Annotated in this window: 17 protein-coding genes; 8 read left to right on the top strand and 9 right to left on the bottom strand. The window is 44.2% G+C overall.

Annotated elements, in window-relative coordinates:
• Positions 1 to 134 precede the first annotated feature (134 nt).
• A complete protein-coding gene (locus PLE34_RS12360; protein WP_324557419.1) occupies positions 135 to 1,577 on the bottom strand; it encodes a Gfo/Idh/MocA family protein in 1,443 nt (480 codons plus the stop codon).
• Positions 1,578 to 1,707: 130 nt separating this feature from the next.
• On the opposite strand from PLE34_RS12360, the gene PLE34_RS12355 reads away from it, so the two are divergent.
• The gene (locus PLE34_RS12355) at positions 1,708 to 2,418 is read left to right on the top strand and encodes a hypothetical protein (protein ID WP_324557417.1); all 711 of its coding nucleotides are present in this window, start codon (positions 1,708 to 1,710) and stop codon (positions 2,416 to 2,418) included.
• Positions 2,419 to 2,482: 64 nt separating this feature from the next.
• On the opposite strand, the gene PLE34_RS12350 is transcribed toward PLE34_RS12355, so the two are convergent.
• Entirely contained in the window at positions 2,483 to 2,626 is a 144-nt protein-coding gene (locus PLE34_RS12350; protein WP_324557415.1) for a hypothetical protein, read from the bottom strand.
• Between the two features lie 124 nt (positions 2,627 to 2,750).
• Between PLE34_RS12350 and PLE34_RS12345 the strand changes: the two genes are divergently transcribed.
• Positions 2,751 to 3,083, top strand: coding sequence for a tRNA-binding protein (locus PLE34_RS12345; protein WP_324557413.1), 333 nt, complete (start codon positions 2,751 to 2,753; stop codon positions 3,081 to 3,083).
• A 14-nt stretch (positions 3,084 to 3,097) separates the two neighbouring features.
• Positions 3,098 to 3,652, top strand: coding sequence for a methylated-DNA--[protein]-cysteine S-methyltransferase (locus PLE34_RS12340; RefSeq protein WP_324557410.1), 555 nt, complete (start codon positions 3,098 to 3,100; stop codon positions 3,650 to 3,652).
• Positions 3,653 to 3,765: 113 nt separating this feature from the next.
• Here the strand turns inward: PLE34_RS12340 and PLE34_RS12335 are convergent, their stop codons facing one another.
• From PLE34_RS12335 to PLE34_RS12325, 3 genes are all read right to left on the bottom strand, one after another.
• Positions 3,766 to 4,605: a carboxylesterase family protein gene (locus PLE34_RS12335; protein WP_324557408.1), complete on the bottom strand. Its 840-nt coding sequence runs from the start codon at positions 4,603 to 4,605 to the stop codon at positions 3,766 to 3,768.
• A gap of 83 nt (positions 4,606 to 4,688) precedes the next feature.
• Positions 4,689 to 5,987, bottom strand: coding sequence for a hemolysin family protein (locus tag PLE34_RS12330; RefSeq protein ID WP_324557405.1), 1,299 nt, complete (start codon positions 5,985 to 5,987; stop codon positions 4,689 to 4,691).
• Positions 5,988 to 5,998: 11 nt separating this feature from the next.
• A complete protein-coding gene (locus PLE34_RS12325; protein WP_324557403.1) occupies positions 5,999 to 6,568 on the bottom strand; it encodes a phosphatase PAP2 family protein in 570 nt (189 codons plus the stop codon).
• A 215-nt stretch (positions 6,569 to 6,783) separates the two neighbouring features.
• Here PLE34_RS12325 and glmM point away from each other — a divergent pair, with 215 nt between their 5' ends.
• Positions 6,784 to 8,169, top strand: a complete 1,386-nt coding sequence (gene glmM / locus PLE34_RS12320; protein ID WP_324557401.1) for a phosphoglucosamine mutase — start codon at positions 6,784 to 6,786, stop codon at positions 8,167 to 8,169.
• A 55-nt stretch (positions 8,170 to 8,224) separates the two neighbouring features.
• Positions 8,225 to 9,355, top strand: a complete 1,131-nt coding sequence (locus PLE34_RS12315) for a cysteine desulfurase family protein (RefSeq protein ID WP_324557398.1) — start codon at positions 8,225 to 8,227, stop codon at positions 9,353 to 9,355.
• A 194-nt stretch (positions 9,356 to 9,549) separates the two neighbouring features.
• On the opposite strand, the gene coaE is transcribed toward PLE34_RS12315, so the two are convergent.
• From coaE to nusB, 4 genes are all read right to left on the bottom strand, one after another.
• Positions 9,550 to 10,194: a dephospho-CoA kinase gene (coaE, locus tag PLE34_RS12310; protein WP_324557395.1), complete on the bottom strand. Its 645-nt coding sequence runs from the start codon at positions 10,192 to 10,194 to the stop codon at positions 9,550 to 9,552.
• Between the two features lie 37 nt (positions 10,195 to 10,231).
• Positions 10,232 to 10,564 carry a preprotein translocase subunit YajC gene (gene yajC / locus PLE34_RS12305; protein ID WP_324557392.1) on the bottom strand — a complete coding sequence of 111 codons (333 nt, stop codon included), beginning with the start codon at positions 10,562 to 10,564 and terminating at the stop codon, positions 10,232 to 10,234.
• 23 nt (positions 10,565 to 10,587) lie between these two features.
• The gene (locus PLE34_RS12300; protein WP_324557389.1) at positions 10,588 to 11,028 is read right to left on the bottom strand and encodes a DUF1573 domain-containing protein; all 441 of its coding nucleotides are present in this window, start codon (positions 11,026 to 11,028) and stop codon (positions 10,588 to 10,590) included.
• Between the two features lie 69 nt (positions 11,029 to 11,097).
• A complete protein-coding gene (gene nusB, locus PLE34_RS12295) occupies positions 11,098 to 12,018 on the bottom strand; it encodes a transcription antitermination factor NusB (protein WP_324557386.1) in 921 nt (306 codons plus the stop codon).
• Between the two features lie 262 nt (positions 12,019 to 12,280).
• On the opposite strand from nusB, the gene PLE34_RS12290 reads away from it, so the two are divergent.
• The 3 genes from PLE34_RS12290 to PLE34_RS12280 all read left to right on the top strand — a co-directional run bounded on the left by PLE34_RS12290 (position 12,281) and on the right by PLE34_RS12280 (position 15,207).
• The gene (locus tag PLE34_RS12290; protein WP_152266749.1) at positions 12,281 to 12,562 is read left to right on the top strand and encodes a co-chaperone GroES; all 282 of its coding nucleotides are present in this window, start codon (positions 12,281 to 12,283) and stop codon (positions 12,560 to 12,562) included.
• An 84-nt stretch (positions 12,563 to 12,646) separates the two neighbouring features.
• The gene (groL, locus tag PLE34_RS12285) at positions 12,647 to 14,284 is read left to right on the top strand and encodes a chaperonin GroEL (RefSeq protein ID WP_324557382.1); all 1,638 of its coding nucleotides are present in this window, start codon (positions 12,647 to 12,649) and stop codon (positions 14,282 to 14,284) included.
• Between the two features lie 98 nt (positions 14,285 to 14,382).
• Positions 14,383 to 15,207, top strand: coding sequence for a formylglycine-generating enzyme family protein (locus PLE34_RS12280; RefSeq protein ID WP_324557380.1), 825 nt, complete (start codon positions 14,383 to 14,385; stop codon positions 15,205 to 15,207).
• Positions 15,208 to 15,401 lie beyond the last annotated feature (194 nt).

The raw sequence follows: 15,401 nt of genomic DNA, 5'->3' as shown, positions 1-15,401 counted from the left end.
GGTATAGGGTATAAGGTATAGGGTATAAGGTATAGGGTATAAGGTATAGGGTATAAGGTATAGGGTATAGGGTATAAGGTATAGGGTATAAGGTTTGAAGTATCAGCTTACCACTACTGCCCACTTATCACTTACTACTCACTACTCCCGTTCCAGTTTCCCCTGTACTTTCTTCTCACAAACTGGTTAGCCGGTTCAAAATTGGTAATGCGCATGTTTTCGCCATCCCAGAGCAGTTGTTTTCTGCCATTGAACTTGCGGTTGCCTTTGGCATCGGTTTCAAAATGATTATAGCTGTGCACGGCCAGGTTGCCCATGAGTACGGTTTCCGTTAGAGGTCCCGATTTATCGAACGAAGAGCTGGTATAGGCGCCATATCCCTGTTTGCACGCCTTTACCCATTGCTGCTGGTGCCCTTCGGTACCACCTTCCACGAAACCGAATTTCGATTTGGGCAGTTCCGTTTCCTTCATTTTTCGTGTAGGCAGCAACGTTGGGTTGCGGCCGAAAAGCCCGGCCATGATCTTGCCTTTCGTTCCTTCAAAAATAATTCCGCCGTCGTATTCTCCCATTTCCTCATCAGGCAATAGTTCAACAGGTCGTTTAGGACGGATGCCGCCATCGTACCACACCATTTCAACCGCCGGCATGTTTTCCCTTGCAGGGAACCGGATATGCGTTTTAGCAGATGGGGGATAGCTGTCGGGGTAAATAGCTTCCTGGAAGAAACCGGTATATACGGATCCCACGCTGGTTTCCACCGCAACAGGATAGCCTAGCTTCAATGCACGGTAGGGCACGTCAATAAAATGACAGCCCATATCACCGAGCGAGCCTGTTCCAAAATCAACCCAGCCCCGCCATATGGCCGGCAGGTAGGTAGGGTTAAATCCCCTGTAGGGAGCAGTGCCAAGCCATAGTTCCCAGTCTACCTCTTTCGGTATCGCAAATTTTCCTTTAGGTGTAGGAATGCCCTGCGGCCAGGTAGGACGGTTCGTCCATACGTGTACGGTATGCACATCACCTATAAGCCCGTCCTGTACCCAGGTTTCAATAAGCCGCGTATCATCGCCGCTGCTGCCCTGGTTGCCCATTTGCGTAACTACTTTGTATTTTGCCGCGGCGCGGGTAAGCATACGGGCTTCATAAATATCGTGGGTAAGCGGTTTTTCGCAATACACGTGCTTGCCCAACTGCATAGCGGTCATGGCCTGCACAAAATGCATGTGATCGGGTGTGGTAATAATCACTGCATCTATATTTTTATTCTCTTTTTCCAGCATTTGCCGGAAATCTTTATAGTAGGGCGCTTTGGGCCATCGCTTGCGGCCGTTTACCGCCTGACGGTCGTCTACGTCGCAGAGCGCAACAATATTATCTGATCCTTTATTAAAAGCATAAGGCAGGTTTACTTCTGCTTTTCCGCCTACACCTATACCGGCAATATTCAGCTTATCGCTGGGAGCGGTATAACCCTTTCCTAACACATAACGGGGTACAATAAAAAAGCCGGAAGCGGCAAGCGCGGTATTACGGATAAACTTTCTGCGTGAATTATTTTTTTTATAGGCAGGCATAGCTAAAAATTTTATGTTAAGGTAGGAAGAAGTTGGGAAGTTTATGAGTAGTTTGTTGGTTTATGATTTTGGGTTTGCAGTTAACCGGAGAGCAGGAAGAAGAATATTTTTTTAACTTTGATGCAGCACTATGAAGCAATTTTTAATACTTATCCCGGCAATTTTTCTTGGACTAACAATTTGTACAGCCGGCAACAAAGAGGAAAAGAAAAATCCGGTGTCAGGGAATTTTGTTAAAAAAGATCCCATCGAAAATTTTTGGAAATGGTTCAAAGCAAACCAGAAACGGCTCAGTAATTTTGAGGAAAACCCCGACAGCTATTTAACCGAAATGCTGGTACAGGCAAAAAAAATTCAGCCGGGACTTGCTATTGAACTGGAACCACCGCAAAATGGTATAATCCGGATGACGGTTTCTGCCGATGGGAATGAAGATTTATTTGGCCTTGTTAAAAATATTATTGCCAAAGCGCCTGCAATTAAAGGATGGCAATTTATTGCTTTCCGGCAAAGGATGCACCCTGAACAACTGAAGGGAATGAAATTAAAAGCACAGGATCATGAATTAGATCCGGAGCAAATGAAATTCTTTCCCATCGTTACCGGCGATACGCTCGATGTGATCATTTATGCAAAGGGCATAACTGAAGAAAACTATAACCAGGTAGCTTATGGCGCGCTGCTTTTACTTGATAATATACTTGGTGAATACGATTGCGTAACAAAAGTGCGCAGTTATGACTTTCACGATATGCCCTCAACAAAAGAAGAATTAGAAGACCTGCTTCCTCTTTTACACCTGGCTGCGTATGTTGATGAATTCCATAGCTCAAAAAAATAGCATACCCCCGCTTTATTCAACTTAACCACGGTAAAGACTATATATTCGGAGCGAATACAGATTTTTAAATTGCTTCCGGCGCCGGTATAATCGTCAGCGCCTTTCTTGTTCTGTAGCCGAAAGGCTGCCGGATAGAAACGGCACCCCGATATGCATCGGGGTACAGTGCATAGCCGGGACGGCTGTAGGGCTTTGCACCTTGGTTCACAGCCCCAAATTGCTCTTCGTTTTCCTGTGGATGTTCGCAACGGCATTAATCCTGTAGCAAATAACCATTAACAGGTAGAGCCATATCAATTACTCTTTTTAGCTTTGCCGGCAATTTTTATGCTATGGATATTTCATGGAACGATTTTGAAAAAATTGATATCCGGGTGGGAACCATCACAGCAGCCGTACCATTTCCCAAAGCTAAAAAGCCCGCCTACCAGCTAACGATTGATTTTGGCGAACTGGGCATAAAAAGATCATCCGCGCAGATTACCACGTTGTATACCACGGATGAGCTTATTGACAAACAGGTGATCGCTGTGGTGAACTTCCCGGTTAAACAAATCGCCAGCTTCTTCAGCGAATGCCTGGTGCTGGGCGTATATACAGACAGCAATACCGTGGTGTTGCTGCAACCGCAGCAAAAAGTTATCAACGGTAGCAGGATAGGATAAGAATTGCGCTAATTTTGCGTGCATTGATTAAAGGGATATACAAAATGGTAGCAACCGGTTTGTGTGTAACATATTATGATTCCCCTGTTGGTACGCTGGAAATTAAAAGCTCCGCTGAAGCAATTCATGCCATATTGTTTGTAAACGCGTGGAAAGGACCAAAGTTAAATGAAGCTGAAATAAAGCATGATGCAGGCAGCGCTGTTGTGCATACCTGCACTACCCAGCTGGATGAGTATTTTGCAGGACGGCGGAGAGTATTTGATTTCCCCTTCAGCCAGGAGGGAACTCCTTTTCAGCAAAAAATATGGAATGCTTTGCCGGGTATCCCTTTCGGGAAAACCATTTCCTACCTGGAATTGTCTAAAAGAACCGGCAATGTAAAAGCCATTCGTGCGGTGGGAACCACCAATGGAAAAAATCAATTATGCATCGTAGTGCCCTGCCACCGGGTTATTGGCGCCAATGGTAGTTTGGTTGGCTATGGCGGTGATCTGTGGCGGAAAAAATGGCTGCTGGATCATGAAGCAAAATACGCCCACGGTGTGCAGGAGCTGGGAGAATGGTAGAGGGAGGTTTCATGTTTCAGGGTGCAGGTTTTCAGGTGTGAGGTATGAGGTATCATGACACAGGTGAGTAACTACTCACGTGAGGCTAACCACACGCTATTCACCATTCACCGCTACTTATGATACTGCAGCATCCATTCATATATATTCATCTTATTTTCTTTGTACAAAGGATCGGTAGCTTTTGTCCAGGCATCATGCCCGCCGGTAGGCCACAGGGTTAGCCTGGCTTTGGGGTTGGGGTTATAGCTGTTGATCATTGCAACAAAATCTTTTGTTTTTTGCACAGGCGCCGCAGGGTCGTCTTCATTGTGAAATGTCCATACCGGAATGTTTTTTGAAGCTATCGCTTTTGTGTTTGCCGCGGTTGCCGTATTGGAAGCACAAACAGGAACTATAGCTGTTACCATTTGACCATATTTAGAGGCGAAATTCCATGTGGTGTTACCTCCCAGGCTCAACCCCGTCACATATATTCTTGTTGTATCTACCCTTAGTTTCGCTATGGCATATTGTATCATGGCGCGTACATCTTCGGGTGTTGTCCAGCTTTTAACCTGTGGTGAAAGCACGATAAAGGAAAAATTTTTGCCACCGGATGTAAAGTTGGGGGGGAATTTCTTTTTGTTAATGAGGTTGGGAACAGCATTCTTTAACACTTTGGGCAGGTCTGTTGTGCCATTGCCCATTTCACCTGAGCCATGCAGAAAAACGAGCAAGGGGTAATTTTTAGCTGTTGAATCGTAACGTGCCGGCAGGGCCCTGTAAAATCCCGCGCAGTTAGGGGTAAGATCATATGAAACGGCTACCTGAACCGGCGGAAGGGTTTCAATAACATCCATATCGGGTTTGGTTGCGCTGCCGGCATCTAAACCGGTGTTTTCTTTTTTGCAGGAAATGAAAATACTATGGAGCAAAAGAATACATAACAATTTTACAATTGCAGGTTTCATTGGTATCAGATTTTAGAAATAAACGGGTTGTTGCCGCTCTTTATTCAAATCTGATGCCGGGAGTAGTTGATAAATGTGAAAATTTATTCTTCCATTTCCCTTTTGATCGTTTCGGAAATGATTACCAGCACTTTATCAATGCGGTGTCCGTCCATATCGGCTATTTCAAAAGTAAATCCACGCCACTCCAGCTTGTCGCCGGTATACGGAATGCGTTCTAATTGATGTAAGATAAATCCTGCAAGCGTATCAAAATCGTGCTCGCCTTCATTCATCCATTCCGTTTTTTCAAACGCCCTTAAAAAATCATAAAAAGGTATCTGCCCGTCTACAAAATAGGTTCCGTCATCCCGTTTAATGATCTCGTAGTCTTCTTCATCCGGTTGTGGAATATCTCCCACAATAGCTTCCAGAATATCATTAAGGGTAATCATGCCCAGCAGGCTTCCATATTCGTCTACAACAAAACAGCAATGTATTTTTGTTTCTTTAAACCGCTCCAGTACCTGATAGGCGGTATTATTTTCAGGCACAAACAGGGTGGGCTGCATGATCTCACTAAGGAGCGTTGTGCTTTTCTCATGTATGTACAGATCTTTAATAGACACTACACCCTTAATATCGTCAATATCATTTTCACAAACGGGGTATACAGAGTGAGGCTCCGCAATGATCTTTTCTTTTATTTTATCTTCATCTTTATGGATGCTGAACCATACAATATCATTACGGTGTGTCATTAGCGATGTAATGTTGCGGTCGCCCAAATGAAAAACGCGTTCAATGATCTCCTGTTCCGCCTCTTCAATCGTTCCCTGCTCCGTTCCTTCACTAATGATAGCCTTTATTTCTTCTTCCGTTACCTGGTTGTCTTTTCCCTGGATCTTCAATAGTCTGACAGTATAAAACGTTGATTTGCTCAGCAGCCACACAAATGGATGGGCTATTTTGCTCAGCATGCGCATGGGAGCGGCAACCAGCTTGGCTATACTTTCCGGACGTGAAAGTCCTATGCGTTTGGGAACCAGCTCACCTAATATCAGTGTAAAATAAGTAAGGATGATTACAATAATGGCAGTAGCGGCTCCATTGGCATAAGGACGTATCCAGTCAAACCTGTTAAGATAGATTATGAGGTCTGTTTTTAACGCTTCACCCGAAAAGATACCCGTTAAAATGCCGATAAGGGTAATGCCAATTTGAACGGTTGAAAAAAAAGCGTCAGGCTTTTCAATGAGCTTTAATGCTTCACTTGCTCTTTTGTCGCCCTTTGCAGCCTGTGTTTCTAACCGTGTTCTGCGGGAAGATACCAGCGCCATTTCTGCCATTGAAAAAATACCGTTCAGTAAAATTAATCCCAGTATAATCAAAATTTCGATCATGATATATGAAGTTAAGCTAAAGTGGGTAAACCGGCGTTCTTATGGAACACCCATGCCGTACCCATGCCAATAGTACAACCCAGCAGCCCTCCACAGGCAATGTCTAAGGGGAAATGCACGCCAACATATACCTGGGCGTATGATATGGCAAAGGCCCAGGCAAATAATACCCATCTCCATGACAGTGGAATAAACAATAATGTTTTAAAAGCGAACATGGCCATCCCAAAATGATTGGTGGCATGAGAAGACGTAAAGCTGTATGGTCCTCCGCAGCCCACAACCTGCCGTACTGAGTCTGCAAGATAGGGGTCGGCGCATGGCCGCAAACGTTCAACCCAGGGTTTGATCAGGGAACTGCTTACCATATCGGTTAAGGCGAAGGTTATCAAAAAGAAAGCGATCCATACCAAACCTTTCTTCTTAAAATTCAGCAGTATAAAAACAAGGGTAAAAAGATACAGCGGCGACCAGAAGTACTGGTTCCTGAGCAAGGGTAAAAGCCAGTCGAGAAAGGAATTATGCCATTGCCTGTTTATTTTGAAAAACAATTCAATATCATACCGGATCAGGTTGTTCATGCTATTGGATTTTTAATATAAACCAGAGCTGCCGTAGCCACCAGGGGGGCATTGCCGGATGATTGGAAGAATAATGAATTGTGAAGAACCTACGGTTACCCGCCATGAATGGAATGGATTGTTTAGGCAAATGTAATTATAGTTTTACAACCCGGCTCAATTCCTCCGGTTTTAAAAAATTAAACTAAGTTTGCATCCACAAAATAATTAGTACCGTGGCATTGATTAAGAGCATATCCGGGATCCGGGGCACTATAGGAGGAAAACCTGGGGAAACACTTTCACCTTTAGATGTGGTAAAATTTACAGCCGCTTACGGAAGCTGGCTGATTGAAAAAACCGGTAATAAGAAAGTAGTTATTGGAAGAGACGGGAGAATAAGCGGACCCTTAATACAAAATATTGTAGTAAGCACCTTAAATGCTTTGGGGATAGATGTAATTGACCTGGGATTAAGCACTACACCCACGGTTGAAGTGGCGGTTGTAATGGAAAAAGCAGGCGGAGGAATTATTTTAACCGCCAGCCATAACCCCAAGGAATGGAATGCCCTGAAGCTGCTGAACAGTAGCGGAGAATTCATTTCGGGGCCGGATGGTAAAGCAGTATTAGAGATAGCTGCGGCAGAAAATTTCAGCTTTGCTCCTGTTGATAAGCTGGGTACGGTAAGGGAAGAAGATGCTTATCTTCAAAAACATATAACAGCTATTACTTCGCTTGGCCTGGTTGATATTGAAGCCATCAAAGCCAGGAACTTTAAAATTATCGTAGACGCTGTAAACAGCACGGGCGCTATATTTGTTCCGGAACTGTTGCGTGCTTTGGGAGTGCAGCCCGAGGATATTACCGTTATAAACGGGGAGGTTAACGGAAAGTTTGCCCATAACCCCGAACCGCTTCCCGAAAATTTGGGAGAGTTAAGCAATATGGTGCGCAAGAGCGGGGCAGATATGGGTATTGCTGTTGACCCGGATGTTGACAGGCTTTGCTTTGTGTGTGAAGATGGCAGCATGTTTGGCGAGGAATATACGCTTGTTGCCGTTGCCGATTACGTATTAAGCAGCCAACCCGGTAATACGGTAAGCAACATGTCTTCTACCCGCGCCCTGAAAGACATTACGCTGAAGCATGGCGGACAATACTTTCCCAGCGCGGTAGGCGAGGTAAACGTGGTAACCCGTATGAAAGAAGTGAACGCGGTAATTGGCGGCGAAGGTAACGGCGGTATTATATTACCTGCGCTGCATTACGGGCGCGATGCGCTGGTGGGCATCGCTTTATTTTTAACCCAACTGGCAAAAACACAAAAAAGCATTAAACAGCTAAGAAGAACTTATCCTGATTATTTTATCAGTAAAAATAAGCTGGAGCTGGAGCAGGGCGTGGATGTGAAAGCAGTGTTTGAAAAAATAAAAACCAAGTATAAAAGCCACCCGGTGAATACCGAAGACGGTTTAAAAATAGAGTTTGATAACGACTGGGTACACCTGCGTACCAGCAATACGGAACCGATCATCCGGATATATGCCGAAAGTAATTTTGAATCTACTGCCAATAATATAGCATTGCGCCTGATGCAGGATATCAGGGAATTAAAATAACATAGCTGATTTTTGATGACTGTAGTTTTTAAGCGTGAGCGTAAAGTACCATTTCGTGCAAAGAAGAATATATTTTGATAATGCCGCTACAACAGCCCTGGCTCCGGAAGTGCTGGAAACGATGTTGCCCTATATGACGGAAAAATTTGGTAACCCTTCCTCCATTTATTCTTATGGCCGGGAAAGCAGGCTTGCCATTGAAAATGCCAGGAAGGCTGTTGCTAAAATACTCAACGCCCATCCCGCTGAAATTTTCTTTACCAGCGGGGGAACAGAAAGTTCCAATGCAGCCATTACTGCTTCCGTAAGGGATTTGGGATGCAAACGTATTATTTCATCTGCTATAGAACATCATGCCGTTTTGCATACGGTAGAATACCTGCGCAACAGGGGCGAGGCACAGCTTCTTTTTGTGAAGTTATTGCCGGACGGGCATATAGACCTTGAAAACCTGGAGCAGTTACTTGCCGGCAGTGAAGAAAAGACCTTAGTTACCCTTATGCATGCCAATAATGAAATCGGCAATTTGCTCGATCTGCATGCCGTGGGTGAAATGTGCAGGCTGCACGGCGCTTTTTTTCATTCCGATACGGTACAAACCGTGGGTCATTATCCTATTGATTTGCGACAAACGCCGGTTCATTTTATAACGGCCTCCGCACATAAATTTCATGGACCCAAGGGTAGCGGCTTATTGTATATTAATGAAAACGTAAGCATAGAGCCTTATATACACGGTGGGAGCCAGGAGCGGAATATGCGCGCAGGAACAGAGAACCTGTATGGTATAGTAGGTTTTGCAAAAGCACTGGAGCTGGCTACGGCAAATTACGAAACGGAAAGCAGGTATATAAAATCTGTTAAGCTGTATATGGCAGCACAGCTAAAAAAGCACATTAAAGACGTTGAATTTAACGGCGATTATGCAGGGCAAAGCTTATATACTGTGCTCAATGTGAGTCTTCCCGAAACGGAAAAATCTGAAATGCTATTATTTAATCTTGATATAAACAATATCTGCGCATCCGGTGGCAGCGCCTGCACCAGTGGCGCCGAACAGGGATCGCATGTTATACGGGCAATGAATAACAATCCCAACAGGGTAGCCGTTCGCTTTTCATTTTGCAGGCACAACACCAAAGAAGAAGTGGATCTTGTAGTTGAAAAGTTAAAGGAACTTATTTGATAGCTAAGGCACAGGGCTCGCTATTCAACTCTCGTCCGGAGCTGTCAGCCATTAGCCGTCGGCAATCAGTTTCACCTTTCACTTCTCACGTTGTATTTATCAATCAGTTGTATCCCTGTTATTTTCAGCGTAACTAAAAACGCATATTATTTACCCACAAGACACCACTCGCCACCCGGGTCCGTTATGTTATATTACCCTTTGTTGCTTAAACGTAACAATTTTTCATGCAGTGCGATAACCTGCGGTATTAACAGTTGTTGTTCATCATTATATAATACAAAATCGCAGAGCTTCATTTTCAGCTCTTCATTTATCTGGTGGCTTATGCGTTTCAGCACGGCTTCGCGGCTTATATTATCGCGCTGCATGGTTCTGTGTATACGAAGGTGTACAGGAGCGTAAACACCTATTACTACGTCGAGTCCTTCCTGTGAGCCGCTTTCAAAGATCAATGCGGCTTCTTTCATTACATAGGGGGTATTTTGTTGTTGCATCCACCGTTCGGCTGCCTGTATGGTAGCCGGGTGTACTAATGAATTTAATAAGGCTAATTTTTCTGTGTTTTCAAAAACAACAGATGAAATATATGCCCGGTTAAGTGTGCCGTTTGCATAAGCCTCTTCACCAAAATGCTCAATGATTAATGCCTTAAGGTTTTCATCTTCATTCATGATGGTTTTGGCGGCAGTATCCGCATCGTATACGGGTATGCCCAATAATTCAAAAACACGGGCAACAGTGCTTTTGCCCGATCCGATGCCGCCTGTTAATCCTGCTTTCAGCACAAATATTGGTTGAAGTGAGTATGCAATAAAAATCCGGGATCCCTTCTGCATTGGATCCCGGATATTAAAAATAAGAATTTGCGGCAGCTTATTTTTTGTCGGCTGTGGCTCCGCTGTTCAGTTGTTTGCTCCATTCCATGCTCACCGCGCTTTTTTCAATACGCAGGTAGCTTCCCGGGCTTACTTCTAATTGAATGGTATTATCTTCTACTTTATCAATTTTGCCGTGTATGCCGGCAATGGTTACGATCTTATCGCCTTTTTGCAGGCTGCTTTGAAAATTTTTGGCTTCTTTTGCTTTTTTAGTTTGGGGACGGATCATAAAAAAATAAAACACAGCAATAATACCAACAAGCATTATCATCTGCATCATTTGTGCATTGCCTCCGCCACTTTGCAATAAAACGAAATAATTGTTCATGTGTATGATTTAAATAGTAATGACTAACTTTTTTTATTTACAATAACATTAAAGGTTAATGCATAGCTCTCCGGCTCGGTATTGGATACTACGGTTATGGTTTTGTGAGTTGGGCCGGGTTTATTTTGGCTGTCGAATACCGCTTTGATGCTTCCTTCTTTGCCCGGCGCAATAGGCTCCAGGGGCTTTTCGGCTACTGTACAGCCGCAGGAAGGGCGTACATCTTTTATGATCAGCGGTTTTTCGCCGGTGTTTTTAAAACGGTAAACGATCTCTATTTTTTCACCTTCAGTAATGGTTCCTTTATTAAAGGCAGAATCTATCCATTGAATAGTGGTAACGGGCGCCGGCTCATTTGCCGGGGCAGCAACAGGGCTTTCCGCCGGCTTGTTTTCCGGAGACTGGCAGGCTGCAAACCCAAGACCCAAAACAGCCAGGAGCAGAAAAGATTTTTTTATCGTCATTGCAAATACTTTGAAGCTGCAAATGTAGGTATTTGAAGGTATATCATGGCAGCATACCCGGCACTAATTTCAGGGTTTTTTATAAGATGTTTTGTGTAATTTATCCTGCGCCAGCAAATCTTTATGAATGTTATCCAGTATGCCGTTCACAAAGTGTCCGCTTTGGGGTGTACTGTATGCTTTGGCCAGATCAATGTACTCGTTAATGGTAACCTTGGTGGGAATGGTTTCAAAATACAGGAATTCGCATACGCCCATCCGCATCAGGATCATATCCAGTACGGCTATTCTTTCGGCATCCCAGTTTTTTAATTTGGGTTTAATGAGTTCCATGCAGTAGGCTTCCTTATTGATTACGGCGTCTAACAGGTCATTGGCGAACTTTCTTTTTTCCGCACCGATCATATCCTGGAAATTACACTGAGCAGGTTTTTGCAGGAAGTTCAGTACCAACTGGCTCATCATTTCCGCATCATCATCCCAATGAATAAAAATATCCTCTATTTCCGATGTGAAGTCATCGCTGGCAAGCATAAGATCGGTAAAAATATATTCCAGGATGTTTTTTTCCGACTTTTTATTACGTTCCTGAAGTGCGATATATTCCTTGTAAACAGGCGCTTCGGCCAGTTGCAGGTATGTTTTCCGGATAAGGCTGCTATTGTCCCACTGCTGGGGCTTAATATCGCTGCAGGCTTTCTGGAAGGAAGGATCTTCCAATATTTTCCACATCAGCTCATTGCCCGCTATTTTAATATTTACATTCAGATCCTGTTGGGTGGGCAGGTGTTTAGACAATCTGTTATGGGAATCCTGTTCGGCATAACGCGCTACCCGGGTTATAAAATGTAGCAGATATACGAATAATTGCCGCGACTGCTCCAGGTGCTTATCCAATAGCTTTTTTGCCTTATCTTTCTGATCTTCTGCTGCGTCAATGGTATACAGCGTTTGCATTACTTTAACCCGGATATTTCTTCTGCTAATCATCTTAAAGAGCTTATTATGCGGCGGCGAAGATAAGGAATTTATAAACCTGTTAGGTCTTCCGGCAGAGCTAACAGGTTTGTTGCGCAAATTTGGCATGCCGCTCTGCACCAAACGCTGCCAACTTTTTCATTTAACCCGCAATTAGCACCAAAACCTGAAATTTTTTCCGGGCTTGACGCTTTGGCATGTTATTCGTTTACCTTTGGCAGCCTTAAAGATTTAATAAAACCAATCTTTAACCAACACAAAAAATTATTAAACTATGTCTAAAAAGTTCAATGTAACTCCGCTTCATGACAGGGTGATTGTGAAACCCGCTGCTGCCGAAGAAAAAACTGCCGGCGGCATTATTATTCCTGATACTGCTAAGGAAAAACCTCAGCGTGGAACTGTTGTTGCAGCAGGACCCGGCAAAAAAGATGAGCCGGTAAGCGTAAAATCGGGCGATACCGTTTTATATGGCAAGTATGCCGGTACTGAAATTACGATTGAAGGTGCTGATTATCTTATCATGAGAGAATCCGACATTTTAGCGATCGTTTAAAACACAGCATCAGGTTGTCTTCTGAACGGGAGGCAATTTTCATTTTCAAATTTTCAATTCACAAATTTTCAAATTGTTATAATTATGGCAAAGCAATTATTCTTCGAAGTAGAAGCCCGCAATAAAATGAAAAGAGGGGTTGATATCCTTGCCAACGCGGTAAAGGTTACCCTCGGGCCTAAAGGACGTAACGTGGTATTGGAAAAGAAATTTGGCGCTCCTGCAGTAACTAAAGACGGTGTTACCGTTGCTAAAGAAATTGAACTGGAAGACCCTATTGAAAATATGGGCGCCCAGATGGTAAAAGAAGTAGCCAGCAAAACTGCCGATATTGCAGGTGACGGTACTACAACTGCCACCGTTCTGGCACAGTCTATCATCAGTGAGGGTTTAAAGAACGTAGCCGCCGGTGCTAATCCCATGGATTTAAAGCGCGGTATTACCAAAGCGGTTGAAAAAGTAGTGGAACACCTGCGCGGACAATCGCAGGTTGTAGGTTCCGACAGTAAAAAAATCCAGCAGGTAGCTTCTATCTCTGCCAATAATGATGAAAACATTGGTAAGCTGATTGCAGAAGCTTTCGGTAAAGTGGGTAAAGACGGTGTAATTACCGTTGAAGAAGCCCGCGGTACAGAAACAACTGTAGAAGTGGTAGAAGGTATGCAGTTCGATCGGGGTTATGTTTCTCCTTATTTCGTTACCAACAGCGAAAAAATGCAGGCTGAGCTGGAAAAGCCTTATATCCTGATCTATGATAAAAAGATCAGCACCATGAAGGATATTCTCCAGGTGCTGGAAAAAGTAGCACAGCAGGGCGCTCCTTTGCTGATCATTTCCGAAGATTTGGAAGGCGAAGCGCTGGCAACCCTGGTGGTAAATAAATTACGCGGTACGCTTAAAGTGGCAGCCGTTAAAGCGCCCGGTTTTGGCGACAGGAGAAAAGAAATGCTTACGGATATTGGTATTCTTACCGCCGGTACTGTAATAAGCGAAGAAATGGGCCATAAATTAGAAGCTGCTGATCTTTCTTCCTTGGGAAGGGCTGAAAGAGTGGTTATTGACAAAGACAATACTACCATTGTTGGTGGTAAAGGTAAAAAAGCAGATATCGCCGGACGTGTTAGCCAGATCAAAGCACAGATTGAAGTAACTACCTCCGACTATGATAAAGAAAAATTACAGGAACGCCTGGCTAAATTAAGCGGTGGTGTGGCTGTATTACAGGTTGGCGCCGCTACCGAAATGGAAATGAAGGAAAAGAAAGACCGTGTGGATGATGCTTTACATGCAACCCGTGCTGCGGTTGAAGAAGGTATCGTTCCCGGCGGTGGCGTAGCGTATATCCGCGCTATTGAATCTTTAGAAAAATTCAGGGGACTGAATGAAGATGAGCTGACCGGAATTGCTATTGTGAAAAGAGCTATTGAAGAACCGCTTCGCCAGATCGTTATCAACAGCGGTATTGAAGGCAGCATTGTAGTGCAAAAAGTAAAAGAAGGTAAGGGTGATTACGGCTTTAATGCAAGAACAGAAATATATGAAAACCTGTTCAAAGCCGGTGTAATTGATCCTACCAAAGTTACCCGCATTGCATTGGAAAACGCGGCTTCTATTGCAGGTATGTTGCTCACTACGGAATGTGTGATCGCCGACAAACCTAAGAAAGAAGAAGCAGCAGGACATAGCCATGGTGCACCTGATATGGGTGGAATGGGCTATTAATACAAAGCTCCTTTTTCTTAAGGGAAATAATAACAGGTCCCGCTTCTGCAAAGAGGCGGGATTTTTTTTCCCTATATTTGAAGTCATAACCCTTTTGTATGAAATTAATGATAAGATATGCTTTAATAATAGCAGTGAGTTTTGTTTTTGTAAATGTGTTAATGGCACAGGAAGCCACTGGAAAAAAGAAGCGGAAGAAGGACAAAAAAGCTGAAACCGAGCTGCCATCGGTAAGCCAGCAACTGTTAGACAGCATATCCGGCAATATGGTATGGGTAACAGGTGGCAGGTTTATCATGGGTAACCGTTCGGGAGAAGCGGATGAGCGGCCGGAATATGAAGTGATTGTTGACGGGTACTCTATCAGCAAATACCCGGTAACCCAGCGGCAATGGACGGCGATCATGGGCAGCAACCCCAGCGAATTCGTGGGCTGCGACCAATGCCCTGTAGACAGGGTAAGCTGGGATGAAGCACAGCAATTTATTGAGATATTAAACAAGCTCACCGGTAAGAAATATGCTTTGCCTACCGAAGCCGAATGGGAATATGCCGCCAAGGGTGGGCTAAAAACCCAGGGCTACCGGTATAGCGGCAGCGACAATATTGACGCGGTAGCCTGGCATACAGGCAACAGCGGCAGGCATCCGCATCCGGTAGGTGAAAAGGCGCCGAATGAGCTGGGCTTATACGATATGACCGGGAATATGTGGGAGTGGTGCCAGGATTGGTATAATAAAAACTATTATGAGTTACGGGAGAGCAATAATCCAACCGGCCCCGCTTCCGGAGCCGCCCGCGTGCGGCGCGGGGGATCGTGGTTTACACAGGCCATCAACTGTAAAACCTCTACGCGTAACAGTGTAAAGCAGGATTACAAAGACGATAGCGGCGGTTTCAGACTGGTGCAGTATCCGAATTAGGTTAAGTTCGGATAATAAATCAAATTCCAGATTTCACCCGTTCATTTCTTCAAAGCTTACAGGATAAAGCATGAATTCGTATTTCCGGCCGGTGAGAGATTCGTTAATATTTTCTCTGTCAAAATAACATTGTTCAATCTGGCAGGGCTTCGTACGGTGAGGTACTTCGCAGAGAACAGAACCGGATTTTATAT

Source organism: Agriterribacter sp. (assembly GCF_035445465.1).
In the GTDB taxonomy this organism is placed as follows: Bacteria; Bacteroidota; Bacteroidia; order Chitinophagales; family Chitinophagaceae; genus Agriterribacter.
This window is presented reverse-complemented; position numbering and strand designations above follow the sequence as displayed.

Bases quoted from the DNA above. Each gene is read 5' to 3' on its own strand.
- PLE34_RS12330 (WP_324557405.1), bottom strand. From the start codon at position 5,987: ATGATCGAAATTTTGATTATACTGGGATTAATTTTACTGAACGGTATT.
- groL (WP_324557382.1), top strand. From the start codon at position 12,647: ATGGCAAAGCAATTATTCTTCGAAGTAGAAGCCCGCAATAAAATGAAA.
- PLE34_RS12325 (WP_324557403.1), bottom strand. From the start codon at position 6,568: ATGAACAACCTGATCCGGTATGATATTGAATTGTTTTTCAAAATAAAC.
- PLE34_RS12360 (WP_324557419.1), bottom strand. From the start codon at position 1,577: ATGCCTGCCTATAAAAAAAATAATTCACGCAGAAAGTTTATCCGTAAT.
- PLE34_RS12300 (WP_324557389.1), bottom strand. From the start codon at position 11,028: ATGACGATAAAAAAATCTTTTCTGCTCCTGGCTGTTTTGGGTCTTGGG.
- PLE34_RS12355 (WP_324557417.1), top strand. From the start codon at position 1,708: ATGAAGCAATTTTTAATACTTATCCCGGCAATTTTTCTTGGACTAACA.
- PLE34_RS12345 (WP_324557413.1), top strand. From the start codon at position 2,751: ATGGATATTTCATGGAACGATTTTGAAAAAATTGATATCCGGGTGGGA.
- yajC (WP_324557392.1), bottom strand. From the start codon at position 10,564: ATGAACAATTATTTCGTTTTATTGCAAAGTGGCGGAGGCAATGCACAA.
- PLE34_RS12335 (WP_324557408.1), bottom strand. From the start codon at position 4,605: ATGAAACCTGCAATTGTAAAATTGTTATGTATTCTTTTGCTCCATAGT.
- coaE (WP_324557395.1), bottom strand. From the start codon at position 10,194: ATGCAGAAGGGATCCCGGATTTTTATTGCATACTCACTTCAACCAATA.
- PLE34_RS12280 (WP_324557380.1), top strand. From the start codon at position 14,383: ATGAAATTAATGATAAGATATGCTTTAATAATAGCAGTGAGTTTTGTT.
- nusB (WP_324557386.1), bottom strand. From the start codon at position 12,018: ATGATTAGCAGAAGAAATATCCGGGTTAAAGTAATGCAAACGCTGTAT.
- PLE34_RS12290 (WP_152266749.1), top strand. From the start codon at position 12,281: ATGTCTAAAAAGTTCAATGTAACTCCGCTTCATGACAGGGTGATTGTG.